Annotated in this window: 15 protein-coding genes and 1 other RNA gene; 9 read left to right on the forward strand and 7 right to left on the reverse strand. The window is 64.5% G+C overall.

Annotation, left to right across the window (positions count from 1 at the left end; translation table 11 throughout):
- Positions 1 to 204: 204 nt before the first annotated feature.
- From rho to ffs, 3 genes are all read right to left on the reverse strand, one after another.
- Positions 205 to 1,461 (reverse strand): transcription termination factor Rho, encoded by a 1,257-nt coding sequence (gene rho, locus PIGHUM_RS23610; protein ID WP_124082222.1) that lies wholly within the window; start codon positions 1,459 to 1,461, stop codon positions 205 to 207.
- Positions 1,462 to 1,664: 203 nt separating this feature from the next.
- On the reverse strand, positions 1,665 to 1,991 hold the full coding sequence (trxA, locus tag PIGHUM_RS23615; RefSeq protein ID WP_124082224.1) for a thioredoxin TrxA: 327 nt from the start codon (positions 1,989 to 1,991) through the stop codon (positions 1,665 to 1,667).
- 402 nt (positions 1,992 to 2,393) lie between these two features.
- Positions 2,394 to 2,491: signal recognition particle sRNA small type (gene ffs / locus PIGHUM_RS23620), an RNA gene on the reverse strand.
- Between the two features lie 105 nt (positions 2,492 to 2,596).
- Here ffs and PIGHUM_RS23625 point away from each other — a divergent pair.
- The 4 genes from PIGHUM_RS23625 (at position 2,597) to recR (ending at position 6,064) form a co-directional block, all read left to right on the forward strand.
- Positions 2,597 to 3,031, forward strand: coding sequence for a nuclear transport factor 2 family protein (locus tag PIGHUM_RS23625; protein ID WP_124082226.1), 435 nt, complete (start codon positions 2,597 to 2,599; stop codon positions 3,029 to 3,031).
- A gap of 85 nt (positions 3,032 to 3,116) precedes the next feature.
- The gene (locus PIGHUM_RS23630; RefSeq protein ID WP_124082228.1) at positions 3,117 to 5,096 is read left to right on the forward strand and encodes a DNA polymerase III subunit gamma/tau; all 1,980 of its coding nucleotides are present in this window, start codon (positions 3,117 to 3,119) and stop codon (positions 5,094 to 5,096) included.
- Positions 5,097 to 5,115: 19 nt separating this feature from the next.
- Entirely contained in the window at positions 5,116 to 5,442 is a 327-nt protein-coding gene (locus PIGHUM_RS23635) for a YbaB/EbfC family nucleoid-associated protein (RefSeq protein ID WP_124082230.1), read from the forward strand.
- Between the two features lie 10 nt (positions 5,443 to 5,452).
- The gene (gene recR, locus PIGHUM_RS23640; RefSeq protein ID WP_124082232.1) at positions 5,453 to 6,064 is read left to right on the forward strand and encodes a recombination mediator RecR; all 612 of its coding nucleotides are present in this window, start codon (positions 5,453 to 5,455) and stop codon (positions 6,062 to 6,064) included.
- A 41-nt stretch (positions 6,065 to 6,105) separates the two neighbouring features.
- On the opposite strand, the gene PIGHUM_RS23645 is transcribed toward recR, so the two are convergent.
- Genes PIGHUM_RS23645 through PIGHUM_RS23655 form a run of 3 tightly spaced genes read right to left on the reverse strand, consistent with a single transcriptional unit; the run spans position 6,106 to position 8,614 of the window.
- The gene (locus PIGHUM_RS23645) at positions 6,106 to 6,324 is read right to left on the reverse strand and encodes a SlyX family protein (protein WP_124082234.1); all 219 of its coding nucleotides are present in this window, start codon (positions 6,322 to 6,324) and stop codon (positions 6,106 to 6,108) included.
- Positions 6,325 to 6,338: 14 nt separating this feature from the next.
- Complete coding sequence (locus PIGHUM_RS23650) at positions 6,339 to 7,733, reverse strand: undecaprenyl-phosphate glucose phosphotransferase (protein WP_160142406.1); 1,395 nt, start codon at positions 7,731 to 7,733, stop codon at positions 6,339 to 6,341.
- 50 nt (positions 7,734 to 7,783) lie between these two features.
- Positions 7,784 to 8,614: a WecB/TagA/CpsF family glycosyltransferase gene (locus PIGHUM_RS23655; RefSeq protein ID WP_246013482.1), complete on the reverse strand. Its 831-nt coding sequence runs from the start codon at positions 8,612 to 8,614 to the stop codon at positions 7,784 to 7,786.
- 276 nt (positions 8,615 to 8,890) lie between these two features.
- Here PIGHUM_RS23655 and PIGHUM_RS23660 point away from each other — a divergent pair, with 276 nt between their 5' ends.
- From PIGHUM_RS23660 to PIGHUM_RS23670, 3 genes are all read left to right on the forward strand, one after another.
- Positions 8,891 to 9,757 (forward strand): SLBB domain-containing protein, encoded by an 867-nt coding sequence (locus PIGHUM_RS23660; protein ID WP_124082238.1) that lies wholly within the window; start codon positions 8,891 to 8,893, stop codon positions 9,755 to 9,757.
- Positions 9,758 to 9,813: 56 nt separating this feature from the next.
- On the forward strand, positions 9,814 to 11,439 hold the full coding sequence (locus tag PIGHUM_RS23665) for a TonB-dependent receptor (protein WP_124082240.1): 1,626 nt from the start codon (positions 9,814 to 9,816) through the stop codon (positions 11,437 to 11,439).
- Positions 11,440 to 11,633: 194 nt separating this feature from the next.
- The gene (locus tag PIGHUM_RS23670; RefSeq protein ID WP_124082242.1) at positions 11,634 to 12,857 is read left to right on the forward strand and encodes an IS256 family transposase; all 1,224 of its coding nucleotides are present in this window, start codon (positions 11,634 to 11,636) and stop codon (positions 12,855 to 12,857) included.
- A 90-nt stretch (positions 12,858 to 12,947) separates the two neighbouring features.
- Here the strand turns inward: PIGHUM_RS23670 and PIGHUM_RS23675 are convergent, their stop codons facing one another.
- Complete coding sequence (locus PIGHUM_RS23675) at positions 12,948 to 14,054, reverse strand: acyltransferase family protein (protein WP_124082244.1); 1,107 nt, start codon at positions 14,052 to 14,054, stop codon at positions 12,948 to 12,950.
- A gap of 228 nt (positions 14,055 to 14,282) precedes the next feature.
- Here PIGHUM_RS23675 and PIGHUM_RS23680 point away from each other — a divergent pair, with 228 nt between their 5' ends.
- Positions 14,283 to 15,215 carry a glycosyltransferase family 2 protein gene (locus PIGHUM_RS23680; protein WP_124082246.1) on the forward strand — a complete coding sequence of 311 codons (933 nt, stop codon included), beginning with the start codon at positions 14,283 to 14,285 and terminating at the stop codon, positions 15,213 to 15,215.
- A gap of 77 nt (positions 15,216 to 15,292) precedes the next feature.
- Positions 15,293 to 15,959, forward strand: a 667-nt coding sequence (locus tag PIGHUM_RS23685; protein WP_160142407.1) for a polysaccharide deacetylase family protein, incomplete at its 3' end; no start/stop codon positions are given.

Below are 15,959 nucleotides of genomic sequence, written 5' to 3' on the forward strand. Positions count from 1 at the left end.
CCACAGCGCCCGCCCCGCCCCCGGCGCCTCACATCATCAATTGCCGAGGCAAAAAAGACTATCGAGGCACACCGAACACCGATAAAAAACCCCCGGCGCTACGAACCCGCACCGCCACCCTAACCCACGGGTGCCGCGGATCCGGCTCCGCCGGTCCGCCAGCACCGCCCCCTGGGGGGCGCGCGTAAGCGCGTAGGGGGGGGGCTATTTTTTCATCATGTCGAAGAACTCGCCGTTGTTCTTCGTCGAGCGCATCTTGTCCAGGATGAATTCCATGGATTGGACTTCGTCCATGTCGAAGATGAACTTGCGCAGCACCCAGACCTTTTGCAGCAGGTCGGGCTTGATCAGCAGTTCTTCGCGGCGGGTGCCGGACTTGTTCAGGTTCATGGCCGGGTAGACGCGCTTCTCGGCCAGGCGGCGCTCCAGGTGGACTTCGGAGTTGCCGGTGCCCTTGAATTCTTCGTAGATCACGTCGTCCATGCGGCTGCCGGTCTCGATCAGGGCGGTGCCGATGATGGTCAGCGAGCCCCCTTCTTCGATGTTGCGGGCCGCGCCGAAGAAGCGTTTGGGGCGCTGTAGGGCGTTGGCGTCGACGCCGCCGGTCAGAACTTTGCCCGAAGCGGGCACGACGGTGTTGTAGGCGCGCGCCAGGCGGGTGATGGAGTCGAGCAGGATGACGACGTCATGCTTGAGTTCGACCAGGCGCTTGGCCTTTTCGATGACCATTTCGGCCACTTGCACGTGGCGGGTGGCGGGTTCGTCGAAGGTGGAGGCGACCACTTCGCCGCGCACCGAGCGCTGCATTTCGGTCACTTCTTCCGGACGTTCGTCGATCATCAGCACGATCAGCGTGACGTCGGGGTGGTTGGCGGTGATGGCGTGCGCGATGTGCTGCATCATCACCGTCTTGCCGGATTTCGGGCTGGCCACCAGCAAGGCGCGCTGGCCTTTGCCGATGGGGGCGAAGATGTCCATGATCCGGCCGGTCAGGTTTTCTTCGCTCTTGATGTCGCGTTCCAGGCGCATCGGCTTGTTCGGGTGCAGCGGCGTCAGGTTTTCGAACATGATGCGGTGCTTCATGCTCTCGGGTGCCTGGCCGTTGACCTTGTCCACCTTGACCAGCGCGAAGTAGCGTTCGCCGTCCTTGGGGGTGCGGACTTCGCCTTCGATGGAGTCGCCGGTGTGCAGGTTGAAGCGCCGGATCTGGGAGGGCGAGATATAGATGTCGTCGGTGCTGGCGAGGTATGACGTTTCAGGCGAACGAAGGAAGCCGAAGCCGTCGGGCAGCACTTCCAGCACGCCGTCGCCGAAGATCGGCTCGCCTTGCTTGGCGCGCCGCTTCATGATGGCAAACATCAATTCCTGCTTGCGCAGGCGGCTGGCGTTCTCGATTTCGAGGGTGGCAGCCATTTCCAGCAGTTGCGATACGTGCAGCGCCTTCAGTTCGTTGAGATGCATCTCGGGTAAAGCTCCGGGGGGAGTTCTTGTAGTGACACGTCCTCGATGGAGGAGTTTGCGCGGGAGTCTGTGGCTCTCGGGGGCGGGGGGGTGTTTCCCGGGGAGGGAGGCCGCCGGTGCGCAGAAGAGGGCGTGGTAAAGGTTGTTGGGCAAGGGCCGGCGGGAGCCGGCCCGTTCTTGTCAGGAGTGCGCTGGCCTTGCGGTCAGAGCGAGCTGTCCAGGAAGGCGGTGAGTTGCGACTTGGACAGGGCGCCGACCTTGGTGGCGACGACCTGGCCGTTCTTGAACAGCATCAGGGTCGGGATGCCGCGGATGCCGTACTTGGCGGCCGTGGCGTTGTTGTCATCGACGTTCAGCTTGGCGATCTTTACCTTTCCCTGGTATTGCGCGGCGGCTTCTTCCAGGATGGGAGCGATCATCTTGCAGGGACCACACCATTCGGCCCAGTAATCGACCAGTACCGGTTCGTTTGCTTGAAGTACGTCGGCATCGAAGCTGGAGTCGCTCACGTGCTTGATCGCGTCGCTCATGGTTTTCCTTCAGGAGGTGTGCGCAGTGCGCCAGAAGTGTCGTGCGGTGCGCGGTAAAGGTGTAGATGTGTGTCGTTCGATATAGATATGGGCGCCTGAACCTGGATTCCAGGCCCCACCGGAGAATTTTCTTGTGAATCCTGGAGGGGCTTCCTGGGGCGGCACCGGAAAATGCCTGGGGCGCGGACAGGAAAGGGCAGGTGGGCGCCGGAATCAATCGCTGGGCGTGACGCCGGGATAAGTCAATGGTAACCGTAAAAAAGCGGTTTTTCCAAATTCTTCCTGGGCTGTATGGTTTTTGGGACGGACGTTCGGCTTCCGCAGCCTGCGGCCCGGCAGCTTCAGGGCCAAAGGGAGCGACAAGAGTCTAAGGGGAAGCCGCAGACCTCGCGGTAGGAAATGGGTGGCGAGCCTGACTTCGGCACTGGCGGGTGACAGCTATGGCTGCTTCGTTCCCGACCTGACCAGGTTCACCGCTCCGCCATGCGAAGGGGCCCGCCACTTGCAAGTGTAGCAGGTCCGGCGGAGCCGGTCCGCGGTGCGCCGGCGTATGCGATCATGGATGCATTCCATATGTCGATCAATCGGGAGAAGGGGCCCATCACATGGACACGAACGCTGCAGCCGCGAAAACGGAGAGGAAACTGAGCCTGGTTACGTCGGCCTCCGGGGCGACGGCCGATTTCCAGGCGATCCTGGACAAGGACAGGCAGCGGTACGAGGCCATGATCGATGGCGATTGCGCGCGGCTGGAGGTCCTGCTCGACGACGCACTTGTCTATACGCATAGCGCGGGCCGGACCGAAGGCAAGCAGGATTTCCTGCGCCTGCTTGGCGCGAATCCCGATATCTACCAGGCGGTTTCCCGGGACGCGAAAGGGTTCGTCTCTTTCGGGGAGGCGGTGCTGATGTATGGCACGGTCCACATGGACCTGCTCACTCCCCGCGGCCCCCGGACCGCCGAGTGCCTTTTCCAATCCTTGTGGCGCCGCCGGGACGGCGATTGGAAGATGGCCTCGTGGGCGCCCACCGTTCTTTAAACCGTGCCGGCCGGCGGGCGCGCGCGGGTAGCGGCGGGGATGTGCCGCCGCGTGGCGGCGGCGTCTTTCTACTACAATTCCCACCATGACTTATCTGGTGCTCGCTCGCAAATGGCGGCCGCGTTCGTTCGAGACGCTGGTCGGGCAGGAACACGTGGTGCGTGCGCTGACGCACGCGCTGACCACGCAGCGCCTGCATCATGCATGGCTGTTCACCGGTACGCGGGGGGTAGGCAAGACGACCCTGTCGCGCATCCTGGCCAAGTCGCTCAATTGCGAGACCGGCATCACGGCGACGCCGTGCGGCCAGTGCCAGGCGTGCAAAGAGATCGATTCCGGCCGTTTCGTCGACTACCTGGAGCTCGATGCCGCGTCCAACCGCGGCGTGGACGAGATGACGCAGCTGCTGGAGCAGGCCGTCTATTCGCCCACTTCCGGCCGCTTCAAGGTCTACATGATCGACGAAGTGCACATGCTGACCGGGCATGCGTTCAACGCCATGCTCAAGACGCTGGAAGAGCCGCCGCCGCATGTCAAGTTCATCCTCGCGACCACCGATCCGCAGAAAATCCCGGTCACGGTGCTCAGCCGCTGCCTGCAGTTCAACCTGAAGCAGATGCCGCCCGATGCCATCGTCGGCCACCTGGAGCGCGTGCTCGGCGACGAGCAATTGCCGTTCGAGGTGCCGGCGCTGCGCCTGATCGGACAGGCGGCGCGCGGCTCGATGCGAGATGCGCTGTCGCTGACCGACCAGGCCATAGCCTACAGCGCAGGCAATCTCACGGAAGAAGCCGTGCGGGGCATGCTGGGCACGATCGACCAGCGGCACCTCGTGCGCCTGCTGGAGGCGATCCGCGCGGCCGATGGCGCCGCGGTGGTGGGCGTGGCCGACGAACTGGCGGCGCGCAGCCTGTCGTATGCCGGCGCCCTGGCCGACCTGGCGGTCATGCTGTCCAGGATGAGCATGGCCCAGCGCGTGCCCGGAGTCTTGCCGGGCGACGATCCCCTGGCGGCCGACATGCTCGGGCTGGCGGGGCAGTTCAGCGCCGACGAGCTCCAGCTGTTCTATTCCATCGCCGTCCATAGCCGTGCCGAGCTGGCGCTGGCGCCGGACGAGTACGCCGGATTCGTGATGGCGTGCCTGCGCATGCTGGCTTTTACCGCCGAGCCCCAGCCCGCGGAAAGCGCACCGGCGCCGGCCGCGTCCCGGTCGGCCGCGCTCAAGGCGCCTTCTCCCGCTGCGGCGGCGGTGGCGCCGGCCATGCCCGCGCCGCCGGTGCGGCAGTCCGCGGCGGCCGAAGCGCTGGCGGCGGCGCGCAGCGTGTCCGCGCCCGCAGGGAGGCGGGAAGCCCGCCGCGAGCCTGCGCCGGCCTCGGCAGCACCGCCGCCCGCCATGCCTTCCGCCGAGCCCCTCGAGCCTCGGCAGGCCGCCGCGAACGAAGCGCGCGCCCAAGCGCCTGTCGACCCGATCCCCGATCCACCGCAGTCTGCCGCGGCACCTGCTCCGGCGCAGACGGCACCGGCAGCCATCGTGCCGGCCGCGCCGCCGCCCGAAACACGGCTTGCGCCGGAGCGTCCGGCGCGCAGCCCGGCAGTCTCGGCCGAACCCGCCGCGCCGCCAGCGGCGACACGCGTAAACGCGCCACGGGGAGCGCCGGCTGCGTTCGGCGCGATCGCGCTCACCGAGCCGTGGGCCGCGTTGGCGGCTCGGCTGCCGATCAAGGGCATCGCTGCGCAATTGGCGCAGCAGAGCGAATGGGTGGGCGTGGAAGGCGGCACGGTCGTGCTGCGCGTGGCCACCCGTACCTTGGCCGAAGGCGCGGGCGTGGAGCGGCTGCGTTCCGTGCTGGAAACCCATTTCGGCACGCCGGTGCGGCTGCGCTTCGAGATCGGGCGCACCGGCGACGCCACCGCCTTCGCCGTTGCCGAATCGGAGCGCCAGGCCCGCCAGGACGCCGCCGAACAAGCCATCCAGGCCGATCCGTTCGTGCGGGAACTTCTCGATCAATTCGGCGGCCAGATCGTGCCCGATTCCATCCGCCCGGTATCCAACGCTTCCAAATAAAACTGAAGGAATGTCAGCCATGATGAAAGGACAGCTCGCCGGCCTGATGCGCCAGGCCCAGCAAATGCAGGAAAACATGAAGAAGGCGCAGGAAGCTCTGGCCGACATCCTCGTCGAGGGTGCCTCGGGCGGCGGCCTGGTCAAGGTCTCGATGTCCTGCCGCAACGACGTCAAGCGGGTCACCATCGACCCCAGCCTGCTGGCCGACGACAAGGACATGCTCGAAGACCTCGTGGCCGCGGCTTTCAACGACGCCCTGCGCAAGGCCGAGGCGACAAGCCAGGAAAAAATGTCGGCGCTCACCGCCGGCCTGCCCCTGCCTCCGGGCATGAAGCTGCCTTTCTGAGCGGCGCGCGATGGCAGGCGACAGATACGCCGGTCCGGCGCCGCTATCGGTGCTGGTCGACGCGCTCAAGCGCCTGCCCGGCGTGGGCGCGAAATCGGCGCAGCGCATGGCCTACCACCTGCTGCAGCACGACCCCCACGGGGCGCGCGTGCTCAGCCAGGCGCTGGGCGACGCGGTCGATCGCCTGCGCCACTGCGTGCGCTGCAATACCTTCACCGAAACCGAAATCTGCGAGACCTGCGCGAACCCGCGCCGCGACGCCAGCCTGCTGTGCGTCGTAGAAACCCCGGCCGACCAGAACATGATCGAAGCCAGCCATAGCTACAACGGGCTGTACTTCGTGCTGATGGGCAGGCTGTCGCCGCTCGAGGGCGTCGGTCCCAACGAGATCGGCTTCGACCGGCTGATCGCCCGCGCGGCCGACGGCCAGGTAAAAGAAGTCATCCTCGCGACCAACTTCACCACCGAGGGCGAAACCACAGCCCACTACCTGGCCGAGGCGCTGCGCGCGCGCGGCCTGGGCGTGACCCGCCTGGCGCGCGGCGTCCCCGCCGGCAGCGAACTCGAATACGTCGACGCCGGAACCATCGCCTGGGCCCTGCTGGACCGCCGCGCGCCCTGAGCCGCCCCCTGGGGGCGCGCGCAAGCGCGTAGGGGGGGGCCTCAGTAATGCGGCGGTATCTCGTCGCGCAATGAACCGCCCGTTGCCGGGCCGGCCGCGGAAGCCTGCTGCCTGACCGCGGCGAGTTCGCGCGCCAGCGCCTCGATCTGCTGCTGTTGCCGGTACACGAGCTGGTTCAACTGTTCCAGCAGGTCCTCCGTGAAGGCGAGCTTGACCTCGATCTCGGTCAGGCGTTCGGCCGAGGAAGCATCATTCGGCATGGCGATACGGGGGCTCAATAGGCCTGGTTGTCGTGGATGACCAGCCCGGCGGTCATGAACAGGATGCGGATATCGAGCCATGGCGACCAATGCTGGATGTAGTAGCGGTCGTAGTCGACGCGCCGCATCATTTTATCCAGGGTATCGGTCTCGCCGCGCAGTCCGTTGACCTGGGCCCAGCCGGTAATGCCCGGCTTGACGGTATGCCGCAGCATGTAGCCGCGTATCTGCTGGCGGTAGAACTCGTTGTGCTCGGCCGCGTGCGGGCGCGGGCCGACCAGGCTCATGCTGCCGTTCAGGACGTTGAGCAACTGCGGCAGTTCGTCCAGCGAGGTGCGGCGCAGGATGCGGCCGATGGGGGTGATGCGCGGGTCGCCGCGCGTGGCCTGCTTGATCTGGCCCGTCTGCGGCTGGTGCACGTACATGGAGCGGAACTTCATGACCTGGATGGGCTGGCCGTCGAGCCCGTAGCGGGTCTGGCGAAACAGCACCGGGCCGGGGGAGCCCAGGCGTACCAGGGCTGCGATGACCAGCATGGGCAGGCCCAGCACCAGCAGCATCGCGCCGGCCAGCAGGAGGTCCATCCATCGCTTGACGCCGCGCGCGATACCCAGAATCTGCGTGTCGTGCAGGCGCAGCAGCGGCACGCCCGCCATGTTGCTGATATTGACCTCGAAGTCCTCCAGGGCGGGGGATTCCGGCACCAGATAGATCGCCGAGGTCGAATCGCCGAGCTGGTTCAGGATGGGCTGGGCGTGCGGCGTCTTCATCAGCGTCATGCTGATGAAGGCGACGTTGGAGCGCTGGGATTTCAAGTGCGCGACGGCCTGGTCGAGATCGCCCAGGTAGGGCAGCGTCTCGAGCCTGCCTGGCGACGTGGCGGGGTCGTCGAAGTAGCCGTCGACGATGATGCCCATGGACGGCGAACGGCGCAGGCGCATGGCCAGGGTCTGCGCCTGGAAGCCGGGCAGGATGAAGACCGCATGCCGCACGTACTGGCTGCTGCCATAGAGATACTTGGCGGTCTGGCGCATCAGCGCAAGGCACGGCATCAGCGCCACCGGGGTCAGCAGCGCCCAGGCCTGCAGGACCTCGCGGCCTTCGTCGCGCTCCTCCACGGGCAGCACGATGAAAGCCAGCAATGTCACCATGACCACCTGCGACCACGTGAGCAGGGCGCGCCACAGCATGTAGTGGGTGGTGCGAGTGCTCAGCAACTGTTCGAAGCGGTAATAGGCCACCGCGGCCGCCAGCAGGATGACGCCGAGCAAGGGCAGGTCGTCGCGCCCCGGCGGCCTGCCCACGTAGGAGCTGGTGGCGAGGAAGCAGAGCACCGCGACCAGCGCGCTGCCGGCCGCGGCCATGCCGAAGAACATGCGCTGGTGGGACGGAAGACGGTTGGTCGCCATGGAAGAAGCCTCGAGGAGTGCGTGCGACGGACGACGATCAGGGAGCGGGGTCATGACCAGCGGGCGCGGCGCCACTCTTGCCAGCACAGGACGAAGAAACGGCGGTCGTCGACCAGATAGCGGCGCCACAGGCGGCGGGGATTCTGCAACAGGCGCCACAGCCACTCCATGCCCAGGCGCTGGACCGGCCGCGGCGCGCGCTGCTGAAGGCCGATGGCGAACTCCATTGCGGCACCGACGCAAAGCACCAGGCCGTGGGGCAGGGTGGGCGCGTAGCGTGCCGCCCAGATTTCCTGCTTGGGCATGCCCAGGCAGACGAAGACGAGGTCGGGCGCCATGGCGCGGATGGTGTCGGCAACCTGCCGTCCTTCCTCCCCATCCGGGTCGAACTGCATGGACGGCGTGATGACGGTGATGTCCAGGCCGGGGTAGGCGGCGGCGAAGCGCGCTTCCAGCATCGCGGCCGAGCCCGGCATGCCGCCCAGGACCACCGACTTCCAGCCATGGACGACGGCCTGCCGGCACAGCGCCACGAACAGGTCGGAGCCGGTGACGCGTTCGGGCAGGGGCCGTCCCAGCAACCTGCTGGCCCAGACGATGGGCATGCCGTCGGCGAACAGGTAGCTGGCCTGGCGATAGTCGGGCAGCAGCTCGGGCCGCTTGTCCAGCCGGACGATGTGGTCGACGTTGGGAGTGGAAACGATGGCTGCGGGAGTTTGCCGGCCAGATACGGCTTCCGTCAGGATGCCCACCGCCTGCTGGAAATCGGCCGCGACGATATCCAGGCCGAACAGACGCATGCGGGCGGGTGAGGGAAACGGTAGCGTTGTCTGCATGCGCGGGGTGCGGCGGCCGGGATTGTCGTGGTTGCTCGTAGTCATGGAAGAATGGCTGGGCCGCAAAACGGCAATGTCAGGCTGGCCGGCGGCCCACGGCGGGCGACTGTCCACATCCCTCGTCGGGGCCGGCAAATGCTACAAGAAAAATGTGAAATTGTTACCGGACTCAAACATTGTTTGCTGTTCTCGCCAGTGCTGTCCTGCACGGAGAAGTGCTCCCTGTGGCGGACTTCGGCTCGACTTATAATCGCCTTCAGATGATTTTAACTGTCTGTTCTCATCCTGACTGGAGCTGTTTTGAGGCAAATCGGCACGTATATGCGCAAGTTGTGGGGATTGGCTTGCCTGTGTCTGCTGTCCGGCGGGATGGGCGTGGCCATGGCCGCCGAACTTCCCCATCCGGGACGGCTGGCACCCGCATCCGTCATTCCATCCGAAGTAGGCGGCGGCGCCATTGCATCGGTCGGCCCGGGCGATACGCTGTACCTGACGGTATTCGGCCAGCAGGAACTGTCAGCCCAGGTCACTCTGGACTCTCGGGGCCATATCACCGTGCCCTTCCTGGGCGACATGGCGGTGGGGGGCGAGGCGCCTTCGGGCATTGCCAAGCGCATTGCCGACGGATTGCGCGAACAAGGCTACCTGAACAATCCACAAGTGGCGATCGAGGTCGTACGCGTGCGCAGCCGCATCGCGTCCGTGCTGGGCAGCGTTGCCGCGCCCGGCCGCTATCCCATCGAGGGAACCTTGACGCTGCTGGAGCTGCTGTCCCAGGCCGGCGGCCTGAAGGAAAACGCCGACGACGTGGCCGTGGTGTTGCGTAAGGACGACAACGCCGAAGGCGGCCAGCGCAGGATCGAGGTCTTCGTCGGCAACAAGCGCCTGCCCGACCGCACCATCCAGGACGTGGCCCTGCAGGCGGGCGACGTGATCTATGTGCCCCAGGCCCGGCAGTTCTACATCTACGGCGAAGTGACGCGCGCAGGTGCCTATCCGATGGAATCCGGGCTGAACGTCATGCGCGCGCTGGCGCTCGCCGGTGGGCTGACCCAGCGCGCTTCCGAGCGGCGCATCAGCATCAGCCGCCCGGATCCCGACACCGGCGAACAACGCAAGCAGCGCGTCAAACTGGACGATCCGGTCGCGCCTGGCGACGTCATCTACGTCGACGAGCGCTTTTTCTAGCCAACGTGAGGGCCTACTCGAGTTCCTCTGTCTGGCCTGCGGCTGCGCATGGATTGGTGGTCCTTTTCCTGTTTTGCTTGGATGCACCCGCGTGCGCGGCGCCGCAGGGCCGTGCTTACGACGCCGTCGTCGAGTCCGTCATCCAGGACGCCATCAGGGGGCACGCAGCGAGTCCGCGCGATGCTGCACGATCGCAGGTCGGTGCGCCAGCGCGCGCGCCGGCAGCAGAGACTGGATACCTCATCCCGATTTCGCCCGCCTCGGACAATCCGTTCCGCGCAGCACCGGCTCCCCCGGCCACTCTGCGTCTGCACCCTGCTGCCATTCCTGCAGCAGCGCTGCTCTTCCAGCATGCAGCGCAGCCGGAGGAGCCCCTCCCGGCCGCGCGGGGCACTTCGCCATCGAGCCAGAGCGCGCCTGCGGGCAGCGCGTCGGCAGGCGAACCTGCGCGCGAGGGGGTGGGCGCCGGGTCGCCCTTTTTTCCCGAAGGCGTCGAGTATTCGCTCCAGGTCGCGCGCATCGTGCAGCAGATAAGCAACCCTTATCGTTTGCCGGACACGGGGGGCAACCTGCGGCATACCGATCTTGCCGTGATCGACGAATTCCGCGCGGCCGCGATTGTTCCGCTCGCGTCCGAGCGTACCCGGCTGATGACGTCCGCAATGTTCGGGAATGTCGATTATCGAGATACCCATCAGCTCGACCACAGTCCTCATGCGATCAAGACGACGCTGCAATGGCAGGCGGGAGATCTCTTTAAGGGAAGCGTGTCCGCCTCCGACCACATCCGCATGAATCGTTTCCTGAGCACGAGCTGGCCGGCGCGCGACCTGCTCAAGCAGCGTATTTTCAACGCCGATGTGGGGTTGCGCGTCACCGAATCGTTGACCGTGCCGATGTTGAGCATGTCGCGAACGGTTTCCCGCAACGAGTTCGCGACCAACCAGCAGTTGTACAACCGCAACGACAACCTGGTGCAGCTTTCCGCCCAGTACGTCGGCAAGGACTATTCGTCGGTCTCGGGGGGAGTGTCGCGAATCCGCACCAACTATGTCGATCGTACGCCGCTGCAGGTGCAACAACTGGACCGCGCCTACTCCGATACAGAGTTCTTCTTGAGCGGCAATTGGCACTACAGCTCCAAGACTTCCTTGGAGGGCTATGCGGGATGGCGGCAGCGCCGGTACGAAACGCTGGTTGACCGGGACGTCGATTTTGCCACCGCCGAGTTGCGCGCGTACTGGGACTACTCGGTGAAAACCTCGTTCCATGCGCATTTGTGGCATCGCCCCTACGGAAACGAAGAAGACCGATCCACCTTGTATTCCACCTTGACCGGCGGGCGGCTGGCCGTGCGCTGGCAGCCGGGAGAGAAGACGTCGCTGTCGTTGAACGTCGTTCGGGAGCGGCAGAAAAACTACCGCGTCGGTGCGGGCGGGGCGTCAGAAGCGATGAGTTGGCGTGTGGGGCCCAGAGGGGAGTGGCAAATGACGCCGAATATCCTGCTCACCCTTGATGGCTGGCGCGAGCGAGTCAAAGGTGTGGGGTATCCGGGGTACGGCAGTACGGTGCTGCGCGTCGGATTCACCCTGATGTTCGACAACATACACCTTAGCCCAGCGCGGGTGCGCTCCGGAGAAGAGTGTGACGGACGAAACCTCGACACGCGCTTGTGCGACTGATGCGTGCTTGTCGCGGCTGAACGTCGATTGCCGGTTTGACAATGGCGTGGAGTCCCGGAGGGTGTGGAGTCGGTGTCGTGGAGACTGGCATGACCGGTCGCAACTATGGCGTCGCGTGGGGTTGTCCTGACCTGCCGGGGGTGTCGGATTTTTGTGTTTGAGCCATACACTGCCCGCTGGGCAAGGAAGGATGTATGGCAAAGAAAGACACCGGGCCGTTCTCGGCCGAATTACTCGATAGTCTGTTATCAGGGCGAGACCCCAAGACGGTACTGGACTCTTCGGGGCTGATTGGGGATTTGAAGAAGGCCCTGGCCGAGCGCATGCTCAACGCCGAGATGGACGTGCATCTGGAGAACGAGGCAGAGTCGGGGGTAGCCAACCATCGCAACGGCAGCAGCCCCAAGACGGTGCTCACGCCCGAGGGGGCCATCGAATTATCGATCCCGCGTGATCGACACGGTCGTTTTGCCCCGGCGCTGATTGCCAAATACCGGCGCCGTTTCCCGGGGTTCGATGACAAGATCATCGCGCTGTACGCCCGGGTCATGAGCACCCGGGATATCCAGGCGCACGTGCGCGAGCTGTACGGCATCGAGGTTTCGCCCGATCTGGTCTCGGCGGTCACCGATTCGGTCATCGACGAGGTGACCGCTTGGCAGTCCCGGCCGCTGGAGAACAGCTATGCCATCGTGTTTTTCGACGCCCTGCGGGTGAAGATCCGCGACGAAGGCTTGGTGCGCAACAAGGCGGTATATCTGGCTATCGGCGTGCGCGCCTCGGGTCACAAAGAGGTGCTGGGCCTGTGGATCGAGCAGACCGAGGGCGCCAAGTTCTGGCTGCGGGTCATGAACGAGATTCGCGCCCGCGGCACCCAGGACATCCTGATCGCCGTGGTCGACGGCCTGAAGGGATTCCCCGACGCCATTACCGCCGTGTTCCCAGATACCGTAGTGCAGACATGCATCGTGCATCTGATTCGTTATTCGATGCAGTTTGCCTCGTGGAAGGAGCGCAAAACCATCGGTGCGGCGCTCAAACCGGTCTACCAAGCTGCCAGCGCCGAGGCTGCCGCACGCGAGCTCGACGCATTCGACCGGGGGCCATGGGGCCAGAAGTATCCGGCTATTGGCCAGAGCTGGCGGCGCAACTGGGAGGCGGTGACGCCGTTCTTCGCCTTCCCGGCCGAGGTACGCAAGATCATTTACACCACCAACGCCATCGAGAGCTTGAACGCCTCGGTGCGCAAGGCCGTGCGCAACAAGGGCCACTTCCCCAGCGATCAGGCCGCGACCAAGTTGATCTGGTTGGCATTGCGCCAGATCACCCAGAAATGGAAGAGTCCGCCCATCGCCTGGCACGCGGCCAAAGCTCAGTTCGCGATACAGTTCGGAGAAAGATTCTCTCTGACCGATTGATTCACCAACCGGCTCACACACAGAATTTCTGACAGACTAATCACGGGGGGCAGGTCAGCCCGCCGGTAAATAGCGGAATCACCAAGCGGTTCAGCGCGGCTGGTTTTGCGCGGTATGCGGGAACCCTAAGCTTCGCTGCCGCATTTGCAAGCCCCAGCGTTCAACGAAGCGCCAGGACAGGTCGGCCAGCAGCCAAGACATCGCGAACAGAATGCCTGCTCGCACCAGCCACGGCAGGTTGGCCCCATATTCGCGGAGCAATACGCAGACCAACCAATGATGCAGGTACAGCGAGTAGCTGATCTTGCCCACATAGCGCACGGGCGCCAGACTCAGCAGACGCTGCACCCACGAGGCGTGAAGGATCGCATACGGAAACAGCAGCATGATTGCCAGAGACTGCTGCGTATAGCGTTCCACTTCTCTGAAGTGCGGCTCGCGGTAAAGCAGGCTGGCCAGCAGCAGGGCCACCCCCAGCGCGAATGCCCAGGGACGCTGCCAAAGGCGTAGCGCAGATGGGTAGTACCAGACTATCAGACTCAATATCGAACCGTACAGAATGGCATCGACCCGGGTATCGGTACCCATGTAGATGCGGCCCGTATCTTCCAGCTCCGGACCAAGCTCGGCATATAGTCGGGCTCGCCACGCCAGCGCGGCGATACACAGGAAGACAAACAATGCGAGCGCGCGCCGGCAGTCATCGGGGCGCACGAGCAAGGCAAACAGCGCAGGGAAAATGAGGTAGTAATGTTCCTCTACTGCAAGCGACCAAGTGATGCCAATGGGAGAAACGACTGGGTCATTGACCAGTTGTCCAGCAATCTTCCAATAGTTGGCATAGTAGAAGACCGCCGCAGCGACGTCCCGCCAAGGTACGCTTCCTGCTATGAACCACAGCACGATCACCGATAAAAGCAGGTATGCGAAAAGGGCAGGCATCAGGCGAAACAGGCGGCGTACATAAAACCCGCGAATGCTGATCCCGCCCTCCCGCGCCTGTTCTTGCAGCAGGGTGCGGGTGATGATGAAGCCGCTGATGAAAAAGAAGACGGTAACGCCCAGACCGCCCGGCACGATATGTCCCAGCCACGCGTGAGAAACGACCACCAGCGCGATGGAACAGGCACGTAAGCCGTCCAGTGCGGGGAGATAGGTCGTTCGGGAAGAGGGTGTGCTGGGGACCGGAGTTGTCATAGTTGATGTGTGCTCGCGGTGGCTGGACTACGGCAAAGTGATGCAGGTTGCAGCAGTGTAAGCTAGAAGGTGATGCACAGACGCGTTGACCTGGACCGCGGGTTGTTGCCGCCCCATGGCACGGAGCTGTCTCCCTGTAATTTAGGCCGATAGAATCCCGGGTGAGCGCGTGGACGTTTGACCGCCGTAGTGGTTTGCCTTGATCGCTGATCGATAGAGTCCTGCCAGATGAAGATGGATTTCGCCAGACAATTGCAACCCGTGGATGCCCCGCCGGCGGAGAACGCCCGCATCGTGCCATTGGTCATCATTTCTCCCGTCAGGGATGAATCGCAGTATTTGCGGCGCACCATGGAGTCCATCGTTGCGCAGACCTGCCGGCCTATCGAGTGGATTCTGGTGGATGACGGCTCCACGGACAGCACGCCCGAAATCGTCCGGGAGTACGCGGCAAAATACCCGTTCATCCGGCTGGTTGAGCGCCAGGACCAGGGCGGACGCAGGCTGGGCGGCGGGGTGGTGGCGGCCTTCAACTACGGCAAGGACAGCATCCAGCAGCTTGGCTATGAGTACATCGCCAAGCTCGATGGCGACATGTCCTTCGGGCGGCTCTATCTCGAGCGCATGTTCGAGGCCCTGAACAAGAACCCGCGGCTGGCGTGCGTGTCGGGCCGAGTCTATCGCTATGAAGACGGCCGCTACGTCGAAGAATTCCATCAGCCCGAACAGGTGGCGGGACAGTTCAAGCTTTACAGGCGCACGGCCTTCGAGGATATCGGCGGTTTTGTGCCCATGCTTTCGTGGGATGGCATAGACATTCATACCTGCCACATGAAAGGCTGGGAGACCATTACCCTGTACGACACCCAGGCCTGGCTGTGGCATCATCGGATCATGGGGTCGTCCGACCGAAGCATTTATGTTGGCCGTTTGCGCTGGGGACGGGGCAACTGGACGATGGGGTATCACCCGCTCTACGCGGTTGCCGCGGGCGTCAACCGCATGCGCGAGAAACCGCTGCTGGTCGGTGGGCTGCTGATGATCGCCGGTTATTTCTGGTCGGCCATCAAAGGGGTACCCCGCTACGAGAACCTCGAATTTCGACGTTATCTGCGCCGTACCCAGATGTCGCGCCTGCGCAAATGGGCGACGCGCCGATGAGCATCGGGCCGCGCGTTAGCCGCTGGCTGGCGAGGCACAGCCAGCATGACTGGTTGTGCCTCGCGGAAGGTCCGCCCGTGCTCAGCATCACGTTCGACGACATCAACGCTTCCGCGTGCACTACCGGGGCGGCCTTGCTCGAAGCGTTCGACTGCCGGGGAACGTTCTACGTGGCCGGCGGGCTGACCGACGGCAGCGAGCAGGGTCGCGCCACGCACAGCGTCGCGCAGCTCAGACAGTTGTACGCCAATCGGCACGAGCTTGGATGCCATGGCTGGTCGCATCGTCGCGCTACGGCGTTGTCTTTGACGGAGCTGGCCGCGGAAGTCGAGCGCAACCGCCGCTTCCTCCAAGAGGTGAGCGAGCGTGACGGTCCCCTGGATTTCGCGTTTCCCTTCGGCGATTACGACTACTCCACCAAGTGCCTGTGCGGGCGCGTTTATCGTTCCTCCCGCATCACCGGAGGGGGGGTGCACCGCGGACGTGCCGATCTTAACCTGTTGGGCAGTTATCGTCTCTACGGCACGGGTCAGGAGAGCGAACGGTGGCAGGAATTCCTGCGTGACCTCATGCCCGGCTGTTGGGGCATTGTCAATACCCATGGTGTGGAGCCTGACTGCGGACCGTATGGCGTGACGCCCGATATGCTCCGCGCCTTGATCGTCCAGGCGCAGGGCGCGGGCTGTCTGGTGCTGCCCGTGGGCGAGGCGATTACGCACTTTCGGCGTCGCCAGGGTGGGGGGC

Source organism: Pigmentiphaga humi (assembly GCF_900606115.1).
Classification (GTDB): Bacteria; Pseudomonadota; Gammaproteobacteria; order Burkholderiales; family Burkholderiaceae_B; genus Pigmentiphaga; species Pigmentiphaga humi.

Excerpts from the sequence above, each read along its gene's own strand:
- PIGHUM_RS23670 (WP_124082242.1), top strand. The coding sequence starts at position 11,634 with ATGGCAAAGAAAGACACCGGGCCGTTCTCGGCCGAATTACTCGATAGT.
- PIGHUM_RS23655 (WP_246013482.1), bottom strand. The coding sequence starts at position 8,614 with ATGACTACGAGCAACCACGACAATCCCGGCCGCCGCACCCCGCGCATG.
- PIGHUM_RS23630 (WP_124082228.1), top strand. The coding sequence starts at position 3,117 with ATGACTTATCTGGTGCTCGCTCGCAAATGGCGGCCGCGTTCGTTCGAG.
- PIGHUM_RS23680 (WP_124082246.1), top strand. The coding sequence starts at position 14,283 with ATGAAGATGGATTTCGCCAGACAATTGCAACCCGTGGATGCCCCGCCG.
- PIGHUM_RS23660 (WP_124082238.1), top strand. The coding sequence starts at position 8,891 with ATGCGCAAGTTGTGGGGATTGGCTTGCCTGTGTCTGCTGTCCGGCGGG.
- PIGHUM_RS23650 (WP_160142406.1), bottom strand. The coding sequence starts at position 7,733 with ATGGCGACCAACCGTCTTCCGTCCCACCAGCGCATGTTCTTCGGCATG.
- recR (WP_124082232.1), top strand. The coding sequence starts at position 5,453 with ATGGCAGGCGACAGATACGCCGGTCCGGCGCCGCTATCGGTGCTGGTC.
- rho (WP_124082222.1), bottom strand. The coding sequence starts at position 1,461 with ATGCATCTCAACGAACTGAAGGCGCTGCACGTATCGCAACTGCTGGAA.
- PIGHUM_RS23675 (WP_124082244.1), bottom strand. The coding sequence starts at position 14,054 with ATGACAACTCCGGTCCCCAGCACACCCTCTTCCCGAACGACCTATCTC.
- PIGHUM_RS23625 (WP_124082226.1), top strand. The coding sequence starts at position 2,597 with ATGGACACGAACGCTGCAGCCGCGAAAACGGAGAGGAAACTGAGCCTG.
- trxA (WP_124082224.1), bottom strand. The coding sequence starts at position 1,991 with ATGAGCGACGCGATCAAGCACGTGAGCGACTCCAGCTTCGATGCCGAC.
- PIGHUM_RS23635 (WP_124082230.1), top strand. The coding sequence starts at position 5,116 with ATGATGAAAGGACAGCTCGCCGGCCTGATGCGCCAGGCCCAGCAAATG.
- PIGHUM_RS23645 (WP_124082234.1), bottom strand. The coding sequence starts at position 6,324 with ATGCCGAATGATGCTTCCTCGGCCGAACGCCTGACCGAGATCGAGGTC.